Origin of the sequence: Actinosynnema sp. NPDC059335 (genome assembly GCF_042752395.1) — a bacterium.
Classification (GTDB): domain Bacteria; phylum Actinomycetota; class Actinomycetes; order Mycobacteriales; family Pseudonocardiaceae; genus Actinosynnema.
The window spans coordinates 40,951-61,603 of sequence record NZ_JBHYXZ010000024.1 but is presented as its reverse complement, the minus strand read 5'-3'; the positions used below and the strand labels follow the sequence as shown (position 1 = coordinate 61,603).

Genomic DNA, 20,653 nt, shown 5'->3' with positions numbered 1-20,653 from the left:
AAGCCACTCGTCCGAGTGAGCTACTTGAGCAGCCGCGACATCCGGCGGTCGGCCAGCGGCCTGCCGCCCGTCTGGCACGTCGCGCAGTACTGGAAAGCCTTGTCCGCGAAGGAGACCTCGCGCACCGCGTCACCGCACACCGGGCACGGCAGACCGGTCCGCCCGTGCACCCGCAGGCCGGACCGCTTCTCACCCTTCAGGGTCGCCGCGTGCTGGCCGACCGAACGCGCCACGGCGTCGGTCAGCACGCCGACCAACGCCTCGTGCAGCCGGTCCAGCGCCTCCGCGTCCAGCTTGCCCGCCGTCGCGTAGGGCGACAGCCGGGCGGTGTGCATGATCTCGTCGGAGTAGGCGTTGCCGACGCCCGCGAGCACGGTCTGGTCGGTCAACGCCGTCTTCAGCCGCTCGGTGCGGCCCGCGAACAGGTCCTCCAGCTGGGTGCGCGTCACCGACAGCGCGTCCGGCCCCAGCCGCGCGATGCCCGGCACCTCCGCCGGGTCGGTCACGACCCACGCGGCCAGGCCCTTCTTGGTGCCCGCCTCGGTCAGGTCGAACCCCGGCCCCTCCCCCGGCGGGCCGAGGTGCACGCGCAGCGCCAGCGGCCCGCGACCGGGCTTGGGCGGCCCCGCCGACAGGTGCTCCGACCAGCGCAGCCACCCGGCGCGCGCCAGGTGCACCACCAGGTGCAGGCCGTCGCAGTCGAGGTCCAGGTGCTTGCCGAACCGGCCCGCGCCGGTCACCTCGCGCCCCTGCAGCTCGGTCCACGGCGGCGTGAACGTCTTCAACACGTGCAGCGACGCCACGTCCACCCGGTGCACGCGCCGTCCAACGGCGTGCTCGCGCAGGTGGTGGGCGAGCGCCTCGACCTCGGGCAGTTCCGGCACCGCACCAGTGTCACCCGCGCCGGGCCGTCAGTCGACCGGTTGCAGCGGGCCGTCCAGGTCGGGCAGCGAGTACATCTCGATCTTGCGGGCCACGTTGGCGACCTCGTTGCGCACGGTGAGGAAGCCGCGCACCGAGCCGACCCACCGCTCCGGCGGCAGCTCCTCGGTCTTCTTCGAGTCCGCCGTGATCCGCCACGGCCGCCGCACCGCCCAGCGGACCGGGAAGAAGAGGAACACCAGGACCAGCGCCACCAGCAGCCAGCCGGGCACGACGACCTCCGGCGGCGTCCACGCCACCAGGATGACGCCCATGGCGATGACGATCGCGAGCATCAGCACGCCCGGGCCCTGACCGCCGCTCACGTCGTGCTCGAAGTCGGCGTCGGCCGACGGGTTGCGCCACTCGATCTGGCTGCGCACCGTCCACATCCGGCCGTCCGCACCGCGCACCAGCCGCGTCATCACCGTCTCCTCGGGACGTCGAGCGATCACTCAAGCGATCTCCACGCTACCGGGAGAGTCTTGCACCTCGCGGGTGAAACCGGTGGCTACGCGGGGTCCAGCCGGATCGGCGTCGGGTGCAGGGTGACGGTCGTCGGCGTCACCGAGGGCTTCGGCGGCTCGACCGACGTGCCCGCCGACCTGGGCGGGGAGGCGGTGGTCGTCGTGACGGCGGTCGTGGTGACGGCGGTCGTGGTGGTCAGCACCAGCACCGACGCGGACGCGGAGGTCGTGACCGGCGCGGTGTCGGTCTCCAGGGCGCGTTCGCGGGCCGGCGGGGCGCTCCCGGTCGGCTCCACCGCGGGCGGCGCGGGCGGGGGCGCGGAGGTCGTGACGGGCGCCGCGGAGCGGTCGGCCGGCCGGGTCCCGACGTGCGCGACGACCTGCCTGGCGCCGGCCGACGGCGACGTCTCGCTGGTCGGCGTGCCGATCACGGTCGTGGTCGCGGTGGTCGAGCACAGCGCCAGCACCTGCTCGTCGGGCGCGCCGTTCGGGCCGGCCTGCACCAGCGCCGGTCCGGGCCCGCCGGTGACCGTCCCGGCGACCACCCCGAACAGCCCCACGGCCGCGGCCGAGGCGGTGGCCGCCAGCGCGAGCTTCACCCGCCCGGTCAGCCACGCGGCCTTGCCGACCACCGCCGGGCCCAGCGCGGCCGGGGCGAGCGCGGCCGGACCGAGCGCCGCCGGGGCGAGCAGCGCGGTCGCGGCCACCGGCACGGCGATGCTCGCCGCGTGCGCCCGCAGCGTCGAGCACACCTCGACCAGCTCGGCGTGCAGCGCGTTGCAGGACGAGCAGGTCCGGAGGTGCTTGCGGATGCGCTTGTGCTCGGCGCCCTGCGCGCCGCCCGCCGTGTACGTGCCGAGCTTGGCCACCACCGAGCCGCACGCGCTCGGCCCGGCGTCCGCGGCCAGGTGCGCCTGGAGGTAGGCCGCCCGCAGCCCCTCGCGGGCCCGGCGGGCCAGGGCCGCCATCGCGTTCGGGCTCAGGCCGTAGGCGGGCGCGACCGCGGCCGGCCGCTCGCCCTCCACCTCGACCCGCCACAGCACCGTGCGCCACCGCTCGGGCAGGCTGGTGAACGCGCGGGAGATCAGCGCGTGCTCCGGCCGGCTCGCGGTGACGTCCGGGAACGGCTCGACCCGCCGGCTCAGCTCCTCGTCCTCCACCGGCACGTCCCGCCGCCGCCCGCTCCACTCCCACGCCACCCGGCGCGCGACGGTCAGCAGGTAGGTCCGGACGTGGTCGGTCGGGCCGTTGCCCCGGCGGATCGCCTGGAGCACGCGGAAGAACGCCTCCGCGGTGAGGTCGTCGGCCTCGGCGTGTTCACGCACGTGCCGGAGGGCGAAGCGGCGGACGGCGTCCGCGTGCCGGGTGAACAGCTCGCCGAACGCGCCGTCGTCACCCGCCCTGACCCTGGCGAGCAGTTCCCGGTCGAAATCGGCATCTCCGGCCATCCCGCCCCGGCACCTCCCGCCAAGCCTGTGGTCCACTGGTCAAGATGCCACAGACGGCTGATCCCGGGCCGAAGCGATAGCGAGCCGATACCGAACACCCGACGGTCGGTGTGGGCCGTTCGGCCCAGTCGGAGCGGCTGTCCACCGCCGTCGAGACGCTCGCGGTCGGTGACGGACCGGTCACGGCTGGGCGTCAGGTGGTGGCCGACGGCGCTGCGGGTTCCGCCGCGACGAGTACGCTCCTGCCGCGTGGTCGACTGGCGCGCAAGGGCTTCCGCCCTCCTCCCCGAGCTGAGCGCCGTCGTCGAGCGCGAGTCGTGGTCCTGCCACGTCTTCCTGGCCGAGTTGTGGCAACTCGCGCTGGAGGCGCACCGCGACGGCGACCGCGAGGTGCTCGGCCGCGTTTACGGGTTCGCGCACTGGTGCTTCCGGCAGCCGGAGCGGTTCCTGTCCGACGCGTCCGTGGTGAGTTTCTACGAGCACGTGTTCGACGAGTGGGAGCTGCGCGACGAGGTGGCGCCGTGGCTGCCCGCCGAGGTGGTGGACCGCGTCCGGCCGCTCTGGGAGTGGCGCTGGCCGAAGGAGCGGTTGACCGAGGTGGACCGCTTGTTGGCGCGAACGGGACCCCCCGTCGAAACCCCCTTGGAACATGGGCTATAGTTGTCCCCAGCAGGCGGATGTAGCGCAGTTGGTAGCGCATCACCTTGCCAAGGTGAGGGTCGCGAGTTCGAGTCTCGTCATCCGCTCTCGGGAAGACCCCCCGTGTCCGCACCGGGGGTCTTCCGCATTCCGGCCTTCGGGTTCCGGCGCGCGCGGACGATCACCACTAGGTTTGGCGTCGACAGGTCCTCCACGTCGAACACGGAGTTGCGCACATGGCCACCACCCGCAAGGCGACCACCAACTGGGAAGGCAACCTGCTCGAGGGCAAGGGCACCGTCGCCCTGGAGTCGTCGGGCATCGGCACGTACGAGGTGAGCTGGCCGTCCCGGGCCGAAGCGGCGAACGGCAAGACCAGCCCCGAGGAGCTGATCGCCGCCGCCCACTCGTCCTGCTACTCGATGGCGCTGTCGCACGGCCTCGCGCAGGCGGGCACCCCGCCGCAGGAGGTCGAGACCTCGGCCGAGGTGACGTTCCAGCCGGGCACCGGCATCACCGGCATCCACCTGACCGTCACCGCGGTCGTGCCCGGCCTCGACGCCGAGGGCTTCGCCGCCGCCGCCCAGAACGCCAAGGAGAACTGCCCGGTCAGCAAGGCGCTGGCGGGCACCGAGATCACGCTGACCGCGAACCTCAAGCAGTGATCGCGTGACGGTGGTACCGGCCCGATACCCGAAGTGTCGGGCCGGTACCAGATGTCCCGAAGGATTTGACCCTAACGAGTGAGGCCGGTAGTCGTTGGGGATGCTCACGGCGTTGAGTGCCCCCGGCCGGCTCGCCTTCGGCGCCCTGATCGGCGCGGCGGTGGCCGCCCTCCTGGCGGTCCAGGGCGGGCTGGGCAGAGCGCCCCGCAGCCTGGAGCCCACCGGCGGTGGCGGCGAGATCGTCGTCGTCAAGCGCAGCGAGCAGCCCGCGCGCACGGCGGCCGCGACCGGCACGACGACCACCGGCTCACGCCCGTCCGGCACGACGACGACCACGACGTCATCGTCCGCGACGACCACCAGCACGACGACGACCGAGGTCACCACGACGACCGAGGCGACCACCACGACCACCACCACGGCGCGGCCCACCACGACCACCACGCGGCGGCCCACCACCACGACGACCACGACCACGACGACGACCCGCAGACCGTGCGGGATCATCTTCTGCTGATCGCCCTCCCCCGGGTCACCGAACGTGTTTTGGCAAGATCGGAGGAGTGACGTCCAGCCAGGTGCCCACCCAGCCCCAGCGAACCCACGACACGCCCACGATCCGCATCCAGCCCGTCACGGACGCGCGGGAACCCGCTTGGCCGACCGCGGAACCGGTGACGGCGACCGACCTGACCCCCGTCGCGGTCGCCACGACGAAGTTCCCGCCCGTGCCCGCGCACGACGTGCCCGCCGGCCCCCTGCCGCAGCCCGCCGTCCAGGCCGCCCCGCTCCAGGTCGCGCCCGTTCCCGCCGCCCCCGCCCAACCCGCGCCCCTTCAGCCCGCGCCCCTTCAGCCCGCGCCGCTCCAGGCTGCTCCCGCCCAACCCGCTCCCGTTCAGGCCGCACCACTTCAGGCCGCACCACTTCAGGCCGCACCGCTCCAAACCGCGCCCGCCCAGCCCGCGCCCGCCCAGCCCGCGCCGGTCCAGCCGGTGACGCCGCCGGTGAACGGCGCACCCGCGCCGGCCCCCGCGCCGACCGCCGACCCCGCGCCGCAGGCCGCGCCCGAGGCGGCCAAGCCGACGCCGCCGCCCGCCAAGCCGCGCAGCCGGTTCCGCCGGATCGCCCGGCGCATCGTCGGCCCCACGCTGCTCACCAAGAAGGGCTGAGCGCCCGGCTACGCGCTCTGTGCCCGCGCGTACAGACCCCCCGACCGCAGCAACTCGTCGTGCGAGCCGATCTCCGCGATCCGGCCGTCGTCCATCACCACGATCCGGTCCGCGTTGCGGATCGTGGACAGCCGGTGCGCCACCACGAACACCGTGCGCCCCCGCACCAGGCGGGCCAGCGCCTGCTGCACCAGCGCCTCGGACCGGTGGTCCAGCGCGGAGGTCGCCTCGTCCAGCACGAGCACCCGCGGGTCGCGGATCAGCGCCCTGGCGATCGCCAGCCGCTGCTTCTGCCCGCCGGACAGCCGCGCGCCGCGCTCGCCGACCACGGTGTCCAGCCCGGACGGCAGCCGGTCGATGAACTCCAGCGCGTTGGCGTCGGCCAGCGCGCGGCGCACCACGTCCTCGGGCACGTCGTCGAGGCCGTAGCCGACGTTCTCCCGGATGGTGCCCTCGAACAGCACCGACTCCTGCGGCACCACCGACAGGAACCGCCGGTAGCTGCGCAGGTCGAGGGTCTCCATGTCCACGCCGTCGAGCAGGATGCGGCCCTCGGTCGGTCGCAGGAACCCGATGACGAGGTTCACCACCGTCGACTTGCCCGCGCCGGACGCGCCGACCAGCGCGATCGTCTCGCCCGGCCGCACGTCGAGGTCGAAGTCGCGCACGGAGGGCCGGTCGGCGTCGGGGTAGGAGAACCCGACGCCCTCGAACCGCACGCCGCCGCGCACCACGTCCACCCGCGCCTTGCCCGCGTTGTGCTCCAGGTCGGGCGCTTCCAGCACCTCGCCGAGCGAGCGCACCGACGCCAAGCCCTTGCCGATCAGCGGGGCCAGGCTCATCAACGTGGTGACCGCGCCGGTGAGGGAGGCGAAGTAGGCGCTGAGCATCACCACGTCACCGGGCGTGACGGACAGCCGGCCGTGGTAGGCGGCCAGGGCCGAGCCCGCGAGGCAGCCGACGCCCAGGGCGTTGAGCAGGATCCAGGCCAGCGCGCCGAACCGGACGTTGAGGCCGTCGAGCTTCATGCCGGCCGCGAAGACCTGGCGCAGCGTGCCGTCCATGCGGTCGAGGGCGGTGCGCTCCAGGCCGTGCGCGCGGGTGATGGGGATGAGCGTGGTCATCTCCCCGACCCGCGACGACAGCTGCTCGACCTCCTGGCGGAACGACTCGTTGTACGCGCGCAGCCGGCCGCGCAGCCACATCACCAGCACCGCCGCGGCGGGCACGACGAGCAGGAACACCGGCAGGAACGCGGGCGCGCCCACCGCGATCACGGCCAGCGCGCCGCTCAGCGTGGCCAGCGCGGCGAGCCCCTGGTCGCCGATCTGCTGGGTGGAGGTCTCGATGCTCTCGACGTCCCGGATGACCTTGGTCTGCAGCACGCCCGCGCTGACCCGCGCGTGGTAGCCGATGGAGAGCTGCTGCATGCGGCGGCTCAGCGCGGACCTCGTCCGCATGCCCATCCGCCGCGCGCTGCCGTACCACCAGCGCGTGTAGAGGATGGCGAACGGGTAGTTGAGCACGAGCATGACCAGCAGCAGCCCCGCGCCGAGCCACATGCCGACGATCGGCCGGCGCTGCACGACGACGTCGATGACGTGGGCCGTGATGAGCGGGGTCAGCCAGGTCGGGCTGTGCTTGACGAAGAACGCGCCCGCGCCGAGGGCGAGCTTCCCGCGGTCCTCCCGGTAGAGGTAGAGCAGGGTGCGGAGCGGGTGCTCGCCGCGGTAGCGGTGGTCGAGCGGACCGTGGGGCATGGGGCTGCTCCTGCGGACGGCGGGTGGTGTGACGCCCACACCGCGCCGTGTGGGGAGCGCTCTCACATCGTAGGTGGCCGGTGCGCGCGCCCGGCCCGCCCGCGCGGCGTCGCGGACCGTGGGCGGTCGGGCGCCGAACGTCAGGGCGACGGACCCCGTCACGGGCCGCGGCGGTCGCGTGGCGTGGGCCACCCGGAGGGACCAGCGGCCGGCAACGACCGCATCACAAGTGCCGTATGCCCGCACCGCCCCGGAACGCATAGGCAACAATGGCGCTCGCGCGGCAACCCCTGGAGGAGCGGAATGTCCTGGCAAGAGGACCTGGCAGAGTTGGACCGCACGTTGGCGGAGGGTCGGATCAGTGCCGACGACTACCGCCGTCGCCGGGATGAACTCCTCGCCGCCGCCTCGGGTGGCGGCCCGGCCGCACCGGCGCAGACCAACAGCGGCCCGTTCGCGCCGCCCGTGCGGTGGGACGCGGTGCCCCCGCAGCACCAGCAGCAGCAGCCGAACCCGGACGCGACCCAGATCGTCACGCCCGGCGGCCCGCAGGCCAACGCGGACAAGACCCAGGTCGTGAGCCAGCGGCCGACCGACGCCGACCGCACCCAGTACGTGGCGCCCATCGCGCCGCCGCCGAACCAGATGCCCCCGCCGCCGCCGGGCGGCTGGCAGGCGGGCCCGCCGTCGAGCACCCCGCCGTGGGGCGGCGACAGCTACAGCCCCGTCGGCGACGCCAACCCGAGCTGGATCGCCCAGGGGCCCGAGGTCTTCGACGACAGCGGCAGCGGCGGCAAGGGCAAGGTCATCGGCATCGTCGTGGCGATCGTGCTGCTCGCGGGCATCGCGTTCGGCGCCTACTGGATCTGGGGCCGCGGCGGCTCGACGCCCGCCGCCGAGTCCTCGAGCCAGACGCCGACCGCCACCACGACCACCACGCCGCCACCGCCGCCGGACCCGCTGCCGGTCGGCAAGGTCCCCGGCAAGGTGAGCACGAACAAGGCGGTGACCGACTTCACCGCGGTCCCGAACCTCAAGTACCTGCTCGACTCCGAGAGCGCGCTCTACACCTCCGCGGGCGCGTCCAAGACCAAGCTGGCCCAGTTCACCCTGGACGACGGCTCCAAGGGCATCATCCTGATCGTGCAGTGCACCGACGCCGCGGCGGCCGCCGCCGGCACGGTCGGCCTGCACAACACCCAGATCAACAACGGCATGGTGCAGGTGACCGACACCCCCGCCGGCGTGATGGCGGGCCAGGTCGACGCGAAGGACGGGCAGAACGCCCGCGTCCGCGGCCACTACACCAGCAAGGACCTGATCGTCCGGGTCGACGTCGCCGCGCCGACGCTCGCCGCCGCGCGCAAGGGCTTCGACGAGGCGCTGGACGCGGAGCTCGAGGTGCTGTCCGCCGATGGCTGAGCCGCGACCCGACGGCGGCGCGGTGACCGCGTGCACCGTCGTCGCCCGCAACTACCTGCCCGCCGCGCGCGTCCTGGCCGCGTCCTACCTGGAGCACCACCCCGACCACGAGTTCGTGATCGCGGTGATCGACGCGCCGCGCGGGTCGGGTGAGCGGCAGGGCCGGCTGCGCACGGTCGGTCCGGAGGCCACCGGCATCGACGCCGAGGACTACCTGCGGATGGCCACCGCCTACAACGTCACCGAGCTGGCGACGGCGGTGAAGCCGTACCTGCTGCGCGAGCTGCGGGCGGCGGCCGACGTGGTGATGTACCTGGACCCGGACATCCAGGTGTTCGCGCCGATGCCGGAGTTGGCGGAACTGGCGCTGGCGCACGGGATCGTGCTCACGCCGCACTTCCTCAACCCGTTGCCGCGCGACGGCAAGGACCCGAGCGAAGCCGCGATCATGGGCGCGGGCATCTTCAACCTCGGTTTCGTGGCCACCGGTCCCGGTTCCGAGCCGTTCCTGGACTTCTGGGCCGAGCGGCTGCGCCACGACGCGATCGTCGCGCCGGAGAAGCAGCTCTTCACCGACCAGCGGTGGGTGGACCAGGTGCCCGCGCTGTTCGACCACACCGTGCTGCGCGACCCCGGGTTCAACGTCGCGTACTGGAACATCCACGAGCGCCCGGTCGAACGCGACGCGGACGGCGTGCTGACCGCGGGCGGTCACCGGCTGCGGTTCTTCCACTACAGCGGTTACCGGCCGGAGCACCCGTGGCTGCTGTCCTGCCACACGCCGCGCCGGCCGCGCGTGGTGCTGTCCGAGCACCCGGTCGTCCGCGAGCTGTGCGACGGCTACCGCTCCTCGTTGCAGCGCAACGGTTACGCCGAGACGCTGGAGTCGATCCCGTACGGCTTCGCGAAGATGGCCGACGGCACGAAGATCAGCCCGGCCATGCGCGCCCTGTACCGGGACGCGTGGGTCAAGGCCGAGCGGAAGAAGAAGCCCGTGCCGCCGCACGCGTTCGGCGACGACGGCGGCGAGGCGTTGCGCCGGTGGCTCGCCGCCCCGCCGGACGACGCGCCGATCGGCACCGCGCTCAGCCGCCTGGTGCAGGCGGTGTGGGACTCGCGCCCCGACCTGAAGACCGCGTTCCCGTTGCCGCACAGCCGCGACGCCGCCCCGTTCCGCTCCTGGTGCGCGAGTTCCGGGGTGACCGAGGCGTCCCTGCCGGCGTGGGCGCTGCCCGCCGAGCCGGTGGAGCCCGCGGAGCCGTCGGCCGAGTTCGGCGTCAACGTGGTCGGCTACCTGACCGCCGAGCTGGGCGTCGGCGAGATGGCCCGGCTGGTGCACGACGCGATCCGCGAGTCCGGGGTGCCGGTCGCGTCGGTGGTCGAGGACCGGCTGGTGTCCAACCGCACGGGCCTGGCCGAGCCGGGCACCGTCGGCGACCCGAAGTTCCCGGTCAGCCTGCTGTGCGTGAACGCGGACCAGACCCGCGCGGTGCTCGACCGCCAGCCGCAGGTCGGCCACCACCGCTACCGGATCGGCCTGTGGGCGTGGGAGCTGGAGGAGTTCCCCGGCGAGATGCACCACGCGTTCGACCTGGTCGACGAGGTGTGGACGGTCAGCGAGTTCTGCCGCGACGCGATCGCCCGGCACACGTCGATCCCGGTCAAGGCGATCCCGGTGCCGGTGCGCGACCCCGGCCCGCCGGTCCGGCCGGAGCGCCGCCCCGGCGACCCGGTGCGGTTCCTGTTCGCGTTCGACTTCTTCAGCATCGGGCAGCGCAAGAACCCGTGGGGCCTGGTCGAGGCGTTCCAGCGGGCGTTCGAGGGCCGCGACGACGTGCGCCTGGTGCTCAAGGCGATCAACGGCGACAAGAACCCGCACACCGCCGAGCGGCTGCGGGTCAAGGTGCTGGACGACCCGCGGATCGAGCTGATCGAGCGCTACCTGTCCGTGGAGGAGCTGGACGAGCTGTACGCGTCCAGCAGCGCGTACGTGTCGCTGCACCGCAGCGAGGGCTTCGGCCTCACCGTGGCCGAGGCGATGGCACGCGCCATGCCGGTGATCTCCACCGACTACTCCAGCACCGCGGAGTTCCTGGACGCCAGGACCGGCTGGCCGGTGCCGCACCGGCTGGTGCCGGTGGGACCGGGCAACCACCCGTACCCGGCGACCGCCGTGTGGGCCGAACCCGACCTGGACGCCGCGGCCCGCGCCATGCGCGAGGTCGCGGACGACCCGGCCGAGGCCGCCCGGCGCGGCCGCGCGGCCCGCGAGCACATCCTGCGCACCCGGTCGGTGGCCAGGGCGGCCGCGTGGATGGCCGAGCAGTTGCGGGAGGCGCACCGGAGCTGGCTGGGCAGCGGTGGCGCGGGCTACCGGGCCGAGCTGCCGGGCTCGGACCTGCTGCGCCCGCTGCGCGACGCCAAGCAGGCGCTGCTGTGGCGCGCCGAGGTGGGCACCGCGTCGCGCACGCCGCTGGCGCCCGCCCTGCGCAAGGCCGTGCTGCGCGCCATCGACCACTACGACGTGCACCAGCGCAAGGTGATGGGCACGCTCGTCGGCGGCGTCGAGGACACGTTGAACGGCGTGGTCGCGCGGCTGGAGGCGGTCGAGTCGAGCGTCGAGTCCACGCGGTGGGCCAACGAGGGCCTCAAGACCCGCCTGGCCGCCGTGCAGGACGACCTCCGCTCCGCCGCGCAGGACGCCGCGTCCGCGGTGTCCGACCTGGAGCAGCGGGTCGACACCACCCTCGACCGCGTGTGGTCGCGGCTGGACGAGGAGCAGCGCACCACGTTCGACCGGTTCGCCGAGCGCGACGAGCGGTTCGACGGCGGCGACCGGCGGCTGGACGAGCTGGCCCGCGCGCTGGCCGCGGTGCAGGACACCGCCCGGCTGCGGCACGCGCCGGTGCCCGCCGGCGCGGACGTGGTGGTGTGCGACGCGGGCGCGTTGCTGCTGCCCGTGGACCGCGTCGTGCTGCCGTGGCTGGCCTACCACCGGTCGTGGGAGGCCGAGGAGGCCGAGCTCATGGCCCGGCTGGTGGGCGACGGCACGTTCGTCGACATCGGCGCGCACGTCGGCTACCACACGCTGCGGCTGCTCCGGCAGGCCGAGGGCGTCGAGGCGGTGGTCGCGGTGGAGGCCAACCCGGTCAACGCCGAGTACCTGCGCCGCAACGTCACCGCGAACCTCGGCCCCGAGGGCGCGCGGTCGGTGGACGTGCTGCCGGTCGCGGCGTGGGACACCGAGGGCAGCATCCGGCTCGTGCAGGCCGAGGACGGCAACAGCGGCGACCACCGGGCGCACGACGCGTCCGACGAGGCCGCGGGCGGCGTCGTGGTGCCGGCGGTCCGGCTCGACACCAGGCCGGAGGTGTCCGACCGCCGCGTCACGCTGGTGAAGGTGGACCTCCAGGGCCGCGACCACCGCGCGCTGGCCGGCCTGACCGCCGTGCTGGAACGCGACCGGCCGCACGTGGTGTGCGAGTTCTGCCCCGACGCGATCACCGAACTCGGCGACGACCCGCTCCAGGTCCTGCTGGGCTACCGCAAGCTCGGCTACGCGCCCGTGCCGCTGGGCGGCGACGCGGAGGCCGAGCACGCCGACGAGGACCTGGTGCGCCAGGCGGAAACGGCGGCGAGCGGCTTCGTCACGTTGTGGCTTCGACCACTCTGACCTGAGCATTTCCTGTGACAGGCGGGGTTCGGCCTGCGACACTCGTGCCCGGTTCCCACTCGGGGGCCGGGTTTCGAGTGTGGAGGTAAGTCCCGCGTGAGTGAGGTACGGACGCGCACCTCCGTGCTCGGCGCACTGCTCGTCACCGGCGTGCTCGCCGTCGTCACGTTCGGCGCCTGGAGCATCTGGGGCGGGGACCCGCTGCCCGCCAGCGCCCGCAACGTGCCGGCGACCGGCGAGGCGGGCCGCCTGGCCGCGGACCCGTTGGCGCTGGCGGACTTCGACTCCGGCACCGAGTCGTACGACAGCGTGCGCGCGTTCTCCGACCTGGTGGAGCTGAACTTTCTCAACGACCTCGAGGTCGAGGTCTACGCCGAAGGGGGCGCGGGCGCGGCCCGGCTGACGCTGTCGTCCCGGCGGCCCGAGGGCCGGGTGCTCGTCGCGGTCGTCCGGATGGCGGACCGCGAGGCCGCGCTGCGCGCCGCCGACCGGCTCGACGGGCTCCAGCAGGAGTTCGGCCTGGAGCGCATCGCGCCCGAGCACGGGATCACCCGGGTGACCCGGGTGGTCGCCAACCCGGACGCCGACCCCGCGCCGCGGCCGACCGTGCGCGCCTTCTACGTGCACCAGGACCTGCTCGTCCGGGTCGAGCTGAACGCCAGGTCGCACGACCTCACCTCCGCGTTCGGGCCCCTGCTCGCCCTCCAGCTGGAAGCGCTGCCCGCCGATGGCTGAGACCAGGACACCCGTCGAGGCGGGTGGCACGACCCTGCCCGGCGTGCGCGTGGTGACCGCGGCCGCCGTCTGCCTGCTCGCCTACAGCTACCTCGTCGGCCTGTGGCCGAGCCGGCACGGGGACACCGGCGACCTCGTCGTCGTGATCCGGGGCTGGGTCAACCAGCCGACCGGGCTCGGCGAGGACTTCGGCTTCCTCGGCACCGCGCTGCTGCTCCTGTCGGCCGGCTACGCGATCGCGGGCGTGGACCGGTGGTCCGTGGCGGTGCGGTTGCTGCGCCGGGTCGCGGCCGCGCTGGCGGGCGCGGTCGTCGTGGGCGCGCTGCTCCTGCTCCTGGGCGCGGAGCCGTTGACCGACGCGGCGGTGATCACGCCGATCGCGGCGACGGCGTGCTCGGGGCTGCTGGTCGCGGCGCTGCGACCGGTGGAGCGCGGCGCGCCGTGGCTCGCGGTCCTGGTGCGGCTGGAGGTCGCCTGCGCGCTGGTGATGGCGGGCGGTTGGGCCGGCGCGCCGGACGTGCTGCGCGACCTCGGACAGGTCGCCGCCCTGGTGCCGCTGATCGTGCTCGGCGAGGTGGCGTGGCTCGTGCGGGCGGGGCGGCTGACCGCGGCGCACGGCTTCTGCCTCGGCCTGCTCGCCGCGGCGCTGCTGGTGGTGGCCGACGAGGTGACGCCGGAGCTGGCCGGGTACTGGCACCCGCTCGGCGGCGTGCTGGCGCTGCTGGTGTTCCTGATCGCGCTGCCGCGCGGCGCGGCGCTCGCGAGCACGCGGCCCGTGCGCTGGTTGAGCAGCCGCGCGGTGCCGCTGTACGTGTCCGTCCCGGTCGTCGGCTACGCGGTGACCGGCGTGCTGTCCGCCGTCCTGCCGTCATCGCTCGCCGTGGTGGTCGCGGTGGGGTGCGCGGGTTTCGCCGCGGAGGGTCTGCACCGGGTTGTGGAGAAGGTGGCATGACGGCGACCACGCTGGCGCGGCCCGAGGCCGCGGCCCAGGGCACCGGGTACCTGCACGGACTCGACCTGCTGCGGGTCGTCGCGTCCTGCGCGGTCGTGCTGACCCACCTGACCGCCTGGTTCGCGTTGAACGACCGGGAGTTCTGGCTGTCGACCGCGGTCGAGCAGGGCGTCGTCGACCGGTTGCACCTCAACCCGCGCCTGTCGTTCTTCGGCGTGGCGTTGTTCCTGGTCGTCAGCGGCGTCGTGGTGACGCACGTGGCGAACCGGGAGCGCCCGGTCCAGTTCCTGCGCCGCCGCGTCGTGCGGCTCGTGCCGCTGCTGTGGGTCGTCACGGTGATCGCGTGGATCCTGATCAACCTCGGTTTCCGGGTGTCGTCCGCCCGCGAGGGGGACCTCGACCTCGGCGACCTCGTCAGCGGCCTGTTCCTCGTCAACTTCCTGCAGACGCCGCAGGTCGCGCTGGTCGCGGTGACGTGGACGCTCCAGGTGCAGGTGGTCTTCTACTGCTACGTCGCGCTGACCATCCCCGTGCTGCGCAAGTGGCCGTGGATCCCGCCGCTGGCCGCCGCTCCCGCGTGCTTCACCGTCCTGCTGATCACCAACCACTTCCCGACCTCGCTCGGCCACGGGATCGGGCAGTTCGGCGCGTACCTGCCGGTGCTCGTGATCGGGCAGCTGATCTCGCTGGTGCACTCCGGGAAGGTCCACCCGGTCGCGGGCACGGCCATCGCCTCGGCGCACTTCCTGCTGTTCGTCTGGACCGACAAGGTGGGCGGCTACACCGAGCAGGGCGACGCGGTGCCGCGCACGCTGCTGTTCGCCGTGCTGCTGACCGTGCTGCTGGTGGCCGCGAGCGGTCCGGTGAGCCGGTCCGCGCTGATCCGCGGTTGGTCGAAGCGGACGTACGCGATCTACCTGATCCACCTGAGCGCGATGTACCCGTTGTACGACACCCTGATGCCGCACCTGGACCCGACCCTGGTCGTGGTGGTGGGGCTGGTGGCGGCCGCGGTGGCCGCCGAACTGCTGCACCGCCTGGTCGAGATGCCCGCCAACCGGGTGATCCGCAGGTGGGAACGGCGCGAGCGAACGGGCGAAGCCGGTTCAATCACGGGGAGGACACGAACGTAGGCGGTTCGTTACCATACGCGCGGCACGGGCGGTTAGTGGAAGGGTTGAGCCCCTGGACGGCCGGAGTTCGCTGAGCGGGCGGGAGCCTGCCGAGAAGACCCGCATCGCGTTCATCGACATCGGTCGCGGGCTCGCCGCGCTGCTGGTTTTCTACAGCCACCTGGCCGAGCAGTGGATCGCCAAGCGCGAAGCGGGCCCCACGCCTGTGATCGACGTGGTGGACGCGGTCACCAGCGATCCGATGCACATGGGGTTGCAGGGCATCGGCCAGGTCGCGGTGCCGTTCTTCTTCCTCGTCAGCGGGTACGTGGTGACGCCGGTGGCGCTGCGCCAGGGCGCCCGCGGGTTCGGCCTCAACCGCCTGGTGCGCGTGTACGTGCCGATGACGTTCGTGGTGCTGCTGACCGCGGCGGTGATCCTGCTCGGCGGGAGGCCGCTCGGCGGCGGCAACGAGCCCGTGATCACGTGGTGGACCGTGGTCACCAACGCCCTGACGATCAACTACCTGATCGTGCCGCAGGTCGTGATGGTCGGCGTGGCGTGGACGCTCGTGGTCGAGGTCATCTTCTACGTCCTGCTGGTGGCGCTGCTGCCGGTCATGCGGCGCGCGCCGTGGCTCGCGATCTCGGTCCAGCTGGTCTTCATCTTCGTGGTGATGATGACCAACCGGCAGTTCGGCCCGTCGTGGCTCGTGTTCGCGGTGAACGTGTCGTACCTCGCCATCCCGCTGATCGGGCAGATCGTCTGGGCGACGACGACCAAGCGCGTGCCGCTGTGGCTCGGCGGGGTGTTCGCCGGCGCCGCGTGGGCGCTGTACGTGCTCGCCGACCACCTGAAGTTCGGCAGGCTGGACGCCTCGTACAACCTGGCGCTGGCGGTCGCGGTGCTGTGCTTCCTGATGGGGATGTTCGCCGAGCCGCGGCTCGTGGAGCGGCGGATCTGGGTGGGGCTGTCCGAGCGCAGCTACTCGATCTACCTGCTGCACGGCCTGGTGGCGTTCACGGCGCTCGACCTCCTCCGGCCGCAGGTGCCGCTGTGGCTCGCGGTGCCGATCGCGATCGCGGTGACGTTCGGCGTGGTGGAGCTGAGCTACCGGTACGTGGAGAAGCCGAGCCACGTCCTCGCGCGGCGGCTGGCCCGCAAACCCGCGCCCAAGCCCGTGCCCGAGCCCGCGGAGCCCGAGTCGGACCTCGACGACGACCTCGACAACGATCTCGAGGACGACTTCGAGGACGACTTCGAGGACGTGGAGGAACCCGAGGACGCCGCCGAGGACGCGGAAGACGCCGAGTGGCCGGACGACGAGCCGGAACCCGTCCGCGAGGAACCGACCGAGGTGCTGCCCCGGGTCCGGTCGAACCGCCTGCGCACCCCGCCGCCCCAGCGCCGGCCGCCCTTCGCCACCCGGCCGCAGGGCCCGCCCGTGCCCCGCACGCCTCCGCCGCGCAGCCAGCCCTCGCGTCCCGACGCGCCCCGACCCGACGCCCCGCGCCCGCCGGCCCCGCGACCCGACGCGCGTCCCCACCCGCCGCGTCCCGAGCCCGCTCGCCCCGAGACCCCGCGTGCCGACGCGCCGCGCCACCCGGCGGCCCGCCCCGAACCACCCCGACCCGAAGCGCCCCGTCCCGAACCACTCCGTTCCGAAGCACCCCGGTCCGGGGCACCCCGATCCGGGGCACCGCGTCCCCAGCCACCGCGCACCCCGGCGCGGGACGTCCCCCTCGACCGCGCCCCGGTCCCCGGCCCGCCGGCACCGCGACCGCCGCTCGCCCGTCCCGTCCCGGCGCCCGGTCCGGCCGAGGAGACCCGGCACCTCCCCGCCGCCTGGCCGGCCGACGAGTCGGAGGACGTCGCGCCCCGGCGCAGGCGGTTGCGCGACGACAGCGGGCCGGTGGTCACCGTGGCGTCCCTGCTGGAGAACCACGCCCGGGAGAACGGGCGCCGGCGTTAGCGCGGCTGCTTGGCCAGCTCCTCGGCGATGACGTCGATGACCGGCGGTTCGAGGACCGGGTCCAGCCCGCTGACCAGCAGCCGCTCCGCGGCTTCGAGCACCACGACGTCGGTGGCGGCGAGTGCGCGCGCGACCTCGCGGGCGTTGCCGGAGAGGCGTTCGACGTGGACCATCGTGAGGTCGGTGAAGCAGGCGACCAGGTACTGCCCGGCGTAGTAGGAGAACGAGTCGCCGAGCAGACCGACCTTGGCGTCGACCACGCCCTTCGACGGCGGCTGGGTGAACCGCTGCGGCTTGGGGTCGGGGGTGATCTCGCGGCTGCGCACGGTGCTGCCGTCCGGCGCGAGGTCGTAGGACTGGATCGGGTCGGTCGCGGTCCGGCCGAGCAGCGGGGCGAGGTCGCCCTCGCGGTCGATCACGTTGGTGGGCCGGACCTTCCAGCCGCGCGAGGTGCCCGGTTCGATCGTGTCGGTGATCACGCGCGCCATGACCAGGCTGCCGTCGTGCGTCCAGTGGCTGTCGTACTTGGGGTAGGGCAGCCGGTTGTTCAGCTTGGCGGTCTCGTGCATGCGCGACCGCAGGTCCAGCGCGCCCGTCTTGGCGGACAGGTCCTTCCAGAACTCCTCGGTCGCCTTGGCGTGGCAGTCCTTGCCGAAGTACTTCGACGGCAGGTACTGCGGCACCATGGTGCTCTTGTTCGGCGCGACGACCAGCACGAACCGGCGGCCGGACGACTCGACCGCGCGACGCAGGCGGGCCAGCCGGGCGTGCACCTCGGCGATCGGGATCAGCGGTTCGCAGGCGCCCTCGACGTCGTCGCCGAGGAACAGCCAGTCGTCCTTGCCCTCGATCGCGTCCACGAACGCCGTCGGGGTGGGTCGGTCGAGGGACGGGTCCTTCGGGGCGACCACCACGCCGACCTCGTCCTGCGACCGGTCGAGCTGCGGCGCCTCGCCGAACACGCCGCGGCTGACGCCGTCCGCCACCGCCACGGCCTTGTCGCGCAGCGGCACGTGGTCGCTCGCCCACGCGTTGAGCCCGGTGAAGAAGCCCCAGCCGTCGGTGATCGACGGGAACGCGGCGAGCCTGCGGTTCTCGAACTCGGCCGGCCGCACGCCGACGACCAGCAGCATCGCGGGCGTGCAGAAGAAGATGACGGCGAGGGTCAGCGCGGTGCGCTGGCGGCTGCTGTGCCGAGGCCGGTAGAGCGCGTGCTCGCGGGGGAGCAGCGACTCGGGCACCGCCGGGAGGTTCTTGGCCGGGTCGATGCTCACGCGGACAGCGTAGTTGGCGGCCATGTCACCCGTTCGCGGTTCACCGCAAGGTGGTGATTCGCACGGTGCCCGCCGGGCAACCCGCCACCTGTGGCGGACGTCTACCCGGGTGACAGGAGAGCCGATGCGGCGGAGGACCGGTATGTGGCCCACTGTGATCCTGGTCACCACGGGCGGGCTCGCTTTTATAGTGCGAACCGTTCGCGTCCTGCGATCCGCATCGAAATCGGAAGGTGGGCGACCCCGTATTGAGACCGCCCCGCCGGCCTAGTCCCTATGGCGGCTTGTCCGCTTGCCGTACGATCATTTCCGGGTCGAACGACCTGTGCCTGCTAGGGGACCTCAGAACAGAGGTAGGTGCGTCATGGATCTCGCACTCAGCAAGGTGATCGAGCTGCGCGAAAGCGGCTTCCAGTTCCTGCACCTCCGCGACGAGGACGGGCAGCTGGACCGCATCATGGCGTTCAAGCAGCGCAGAGGGTTCATCGACTCGATCTTGTTCTGGTCGGAGACCGAGGCCCGCGCGGGCCGGCTGCCGGCCGTGCGGGACAGCCGGCGCGCCGCCCAGGCCGTGTGGATTTACGAGGGACCGCTGGTCGAGGCCGTGGACCGGCTCCTGGACCTGCCGGAGCCCGGCTCGCGCAACGCGCCGACGCTGATGAAGAAGACGGCGTCGGACCTCGCGGTCGTGACCACGCTGCCGTTCAAGCTGAAGCTGCCGCCGGGCGCTATCGCCTAGCCCCCTTCGTTCACGTCACCCGCCGCACACACAATGCGGCGGGTTTCGGCGTTTTCGTCACTGTCAGTGATATTTGTTGTTTTTCGCAGAACTTTCGCGGGACCCGTCCGGGGAGCCTCGGACCGCGCGCCAACAATGAATATTCACCCTCGGCGCGGGGACACCAAACCTGATTCATAGGCGAGCACGACGAGTTGCGCGCGGTCCCGCGCGCCCAGTTTGGTCATCACCCGGCTGACGTGGGTCCGGGAGGTGGCCGGACTGATCACCAGGTGCGCGGCGATCTCGTCGTTGGACAGGCCGGCGGCCACGAGCGCCAGCACCTCCCGCTCCCGCGCGGTCAGCTCGCGCAGCGCCCGGGGGTCGGGACGCCGGTGCTCCGGACGACTCGCGAACTCCTCGATCACCTTCCGGGTGACACTCGGTGCGAGGAGCGCCTCACCCTCCGCGACGACCTTGAGGGCGTGCAGCAGCTCCACCGGGTCGGTGTCCTTCAGCAGGAAGCCCGAGGCGCCGGCGCGCAGCGCCTCGAACACGTACTCGTCCACGTTGAAGGTCGTCAGCACCAGGACCTTCACGTCCGGCAGCTCGGCGCAGATCCGCCGGGTGGCGGCCAGGCCGTCGACGCCGGGCATCCGGATGTCCATCACCACGACGTCCGGCCGGTGCTCGTGCGCCCGCCGGACGGCCTCCTCGCCGTCACCGGCCTCGCCCACGACCTCGAACCCGTCCTCGGTGTCGAGCAGCAGGCGGAAACCCGCGCGCACCAGCGCCTGGTCGTCGGCCAGCACCACCCTGATCACCACGAACCTCCCACGGTAGGACCGCCCTGACGGTGAAGCCCCGGGTCGACGGCCCCGCGTCCAGCGTGCCACCGAGCGCCTCCACCCGTTCCCGCATGCCGCGGATGCCGGAGCCCGCGCCCTGGGGCGGCCGGTCGCCGCCGCCACCGTCGTCGGCCACGGTGAGGACCAGCGCGTCCTCGGTGCGCTCGAACGAGATGACGACCTCGGACGCGTCCGGCGCGTACCGCATCGCGTTGGTCAGCGCCTCCTGCACCACCCGGTACGCGGCGGCGTCCACGGGGGCGGGCAGCGGCCCCGGCGTGCCGACGACCCGGGCTGCGGGCACCGGCCGCACCAGCTCGTCCAGCCGGTCGAGGCTGGGCGCGGGCGTCGTGCCCTCGCCGGTGCGCAGCACGCCGAGGGTGGCGCGCAGGTCGTCCAGCGCGCGACCGCTCGCCTCCTTGATGGCCCGCAGCGCCTTGACCGCCTCCTCGGGGCGGCGGTCGGCGACGTGCGCGGCGACGCCGGCCTGCACGTTGATCATGGCGAGGCTGTGCGCGACGACGTCGTGCACCTCGCGCGCGATCCGCAGCCGTTCCTCTTCCACCTGGCGGCTCCGCTGCTCGACGACCCTGGTGCGGCGCAGGGACAGCACGGCGACGGCGGGCGCGACGATGAGCGGACCCCAGTGGCCGGTCAGGTAGTACAGCCAGGTGGACACCCCGGTCACCGCGATCACGGCGACGGGGAAGCGCTTGCGCCAGACCAGCGGCGCGAACGTCGCCGCGAACCAGACCCACGCCAACCACGCCACGGCACGACGGTACGGGAGGCCACGCCGGTCGGCGTCGGTCCGCAGGCGCTTCGCGCCGGTACGTCGACCGTCGTACGGCACGCCCCACAGCCCACCTGAGGGGGTG

At 73.3% G+C, this 20,653-nt stretch carries 18 protein-coding genes and 1 tRNA gene; 12 read left to right on the top strand and 7 right to left on the bottom strand.

The genetic code is table 11. From position 1 onward, the window contains the following. Positions 1 to 20: 20 nt before the first annotated feature. The 3 genes from ACFXGA_RS10840 to ACFXGA_RS10830 form a co-directional block, all read right to left on the bottom strand. Entirely contained in the window at positions 21 to 884 is an 864-nt protein-coding gene (locus ACFXGA_RS10840) for a DNA-formamidopyrimidine glycosylase family protein (protein WP_378086468.1), read from the bottom strand. Between the two features lie 27 nt (positions 885 to 911). Further along, complete coding sequence (locus ACFXGA_RS10835) at positions 912 to 1,346, bottom strand: DUF983 domain-containing protein (protein WP_378086466.1); 435 nt, start codon at positions 1,344 to 1,346, stop codon at positions 912 to 914. An 86-nt stretch (positions 1,347 to 1,432) separates the two neighbouring features. Continuing rightward, positions 1,433 to 2,836 (bottom strand): sigma-70 family RNA polymerase sigma factor, encoded by a 1,404-nt coding sequence (locus ACFXGA_RS10830; RefSeq protein WP_378086464.1) that lies wholly within the window; start codon positions 2,834 to 2,836, stop codon positions 1,433 to 1,435. Between the two features lie 249 nt (positions 2,837 to 3,085). Here ACFXGA_RS10830 and ACFXGA_RS10825 point away from each other — a divergent pair, with 249 nt between their 5' ends. The 5 genes from ACFXGA_RS10825 to ACFXGA_RS10805 all read left to right on the top strand — a co-directional run bounded on the left by ACFXGA_RS10825 (position 3,086) and on the right by ACFXGA_RS10805 (position 5,309). Next, the gene (locus tag ACFXGA_RS10825) at positions 3,086 to 3,496 is read left to right on the top strand and encodes a hypothetical protein (RefSeq protein WP_378086462.1); all 411 of its coding nucleotides are present in this window, start codon (positions 3,086 to 3,088) and stop codon (positions 3,494 to 3,496) included. Between the two features lie 13 nt (positions 3,497 to 3,509). Continuing rightward, positions 3,510 to 3,582: transfer RNA gene (locus ACFXGA_RS10820), tRNA-Gly, on the top strand. Between the two features lie 129 nt (positions 3,583 to 3,711). Further along, positions 3,712 to 4,140, top strand: a complete 429-nt coding sequence (locus ACFXGA_RS10815; RefSeq protein ID WP_378086460.1) for an OsmC family protein — start codon at positions 3,712 to 3,714, stop codon at positions 4,138 to 4,140. Between the two features lie 112 nt (positions 4,141 to 4,252). After that, positions 4,253 to 4,657, top strand: coding sequence for a hypothetical protein (locus ACFXGA_RS10810; RefSeq protein ID WP_378086458.1), 405 nt, complete (start codon positions 4,253 to 4,255; stop codon positions 4,655 to 4,657). A 46-nt stretch (positions 4,658 to 4,703) separates the two neighbouring features. After that, positions 4,704 to 5,309, top strand: coding sequence for a hypothetical protein (locus ACFXGA_RS10805; RefSeq protein WP_378086456.1), 606 nt, complete (start codon positions 4,704 to 4,706; stop codon positions 5,307 to 5,309). A gap of 8 nt (positions 5,310 to 5,317) precedes the next feature. On the opposite strand, the gene ACFXGA_RS10800 is transcribed toward ACFXGA_RS10805, so the two are convergent. Then, on the bottom strand, positions 5,318 to 7,069 hold the full coding sequence (locus ACFXGA_RS10800) for an ABC transporter ATP-binding protein (RefSeq protein WP_378086454.1): 1,752 nt from the start codon (positions 7,067 to 7,069) through the stop codon (positions 5,318 to 5,320). Between the two features lie 303 nt (positions 7,070 to 7,372). On the opposite strand from ACFXGA_RS10800, the gene ACFXGA_RS10795 reads away from it, so the two are divergent. The 6 genes from ACFXGA_RS10795 to ACFXGA_RS10770 all read left to right on the top strand — a co-directional run bounded on the left by ACFXGA_RS10795 (position 7,373) and on the right by ACFXGA_RS10770 (position 16,935). After that, positions 7,373 to 8,491 (top strand): hypothetical protein, encoded by a 1,119-nt coding sequence (locus ACFXGA_RS10795; RefSeq protein ID WP_378086452.1) that lies wholly within the window; start codon positions 7,373 to 7,375, stop codon positions 8,489 to 8,491. Beyond that, entirely contained in the window at positions 8,484 to 12,164 is a 3,681-nt protein-coding gene (locus ACFXGA_RS10790; RefSeq protein WP_378086449.1) for an FkbM family methyltransferase, read from the top strand. The genes ACFXGA_RS10795 and ACFXGA_RS10790 overlap by 8 nt, the downstream gene beginning before the upstream one ends. A gap of 96 nt (positions 12,165 to 12,260) precedes the next feature. Then, positions 12,261 to 12,899 carry a hypothetical protein gene (locus ACFXGA_RS10785; RefSeq protein ID WP_378086447.1) on the top strand — a complete coding sequence of 213 codons (639 nt, stop codon included), beginning with the start codon at positions 12,261 to 12,263 and terminating at the stop codon, positions 12,897 to 12,899. Further along, a complete protein-coding gene (locus ACFXGA_RS10780; RefSeq protein WP_378086445.1) occupies positions 12,892 to 13,851 on the top strand; it encodes a hypothetical protein in 960 nt (319 codons plus the stop codon). Before ACFXGA_RS10785 ends, ACFXGA_RS10780 begins: the two co-directional genes overlap by 8 nt. Continuing rightward, positions 13,848 to 14,984, top strand: a complete 1,137-nt coding sequence (locus ACFXGA_RS10775) for an acyltransferase family protein (RefSeq protein ID WP_378086443.1) — start codon at positions 13,848 to 13,850, stop codon at positions 14,982 to 14,984. The genes ACFXGA_RS10780 and ACFXGA_RS10775 overlap by 4 nt, the downstream gene beginning before the upstream one ends. Before the next feature lie 13 nt (positions 14,985 to 14,997). Beyond that, positions 14,998 to 16,935 (top strand): acyltransferase family protein, encoded by a 1,938-nt coding sequence (locus ACFXGA_RS10770; protein WP_378086505.1) that lies wholly within the window; start codon positions 14,998 to 15,000, stop codon positions 16,933 to 16,935. On the opposite strand, the gene ACFXGA_RS10765 is transcribed toward ACFXGA_RS10770, so the two are convergent. Then, complete coding sequence (locus ACFXGA_RS10765) at positions 16,932 to 18,209, bottom strand: hypothetical protein (protein ID WP_378086441.1); 1,278 nt, start codon at positions 18,207 to 18,209, stop codon at positions 16,932 to 16,934. The two genes, ACFXGA_RS10770 and ACFXGA_RS10765, sit on opposite strands and share 4 nt — an antisense overlap. 364 nt (positions 18,210 to 18,573) lie before the next feature. On the opposite strand from ACFXGA_RS10765, the gene ACFXGA_RS10760 reads away from it, so the two are divergent. After that, on the top strand, positions 18,574 to 18,948 hold the full coding sequence (locus ACFXGA_RS10760; RefSeq protein ID WP_378086439.1) for a hypothetical protein: 375 nt from the start codon (positions 18,574 to 18,576) through the stop codon (positions 18,946 to 18,948). Between the two features lie 143 nt (positions 18,949 to 19,091). On the opposite strand, the gene ACFXGA_RS10755 is transcribed toward ACFXGA_RS10760, so the two are convergent. After that, on the bottom strand, positions 19,092 to 19,751 hold the full coding sequence (locus ACFXGA_RS10755) for a response regulator (protein WP_378086503.1): 660 nt from the start codon (positions 19,749 to 19,751) through the stop codon (positions 19,092 to 19,094). Continuing rightward, positions 19,648 to 20,547, bottom strand: coding sequence for a sensor histidine kinase (locus ACFXGA_RS10750; RefSeq protein WP_378086437.1), 900 nt, complete (start codon positions 20,545 to 20,547; stop codon positions 19,648 to 19,650). Before ACFXGA_RS10750 ends, ACFXGA_RS10755 begins: the two co-directional genes overlap by 104 nt. Positions 20,548 to 20,653: the final 106 nt, after the last annotated feature.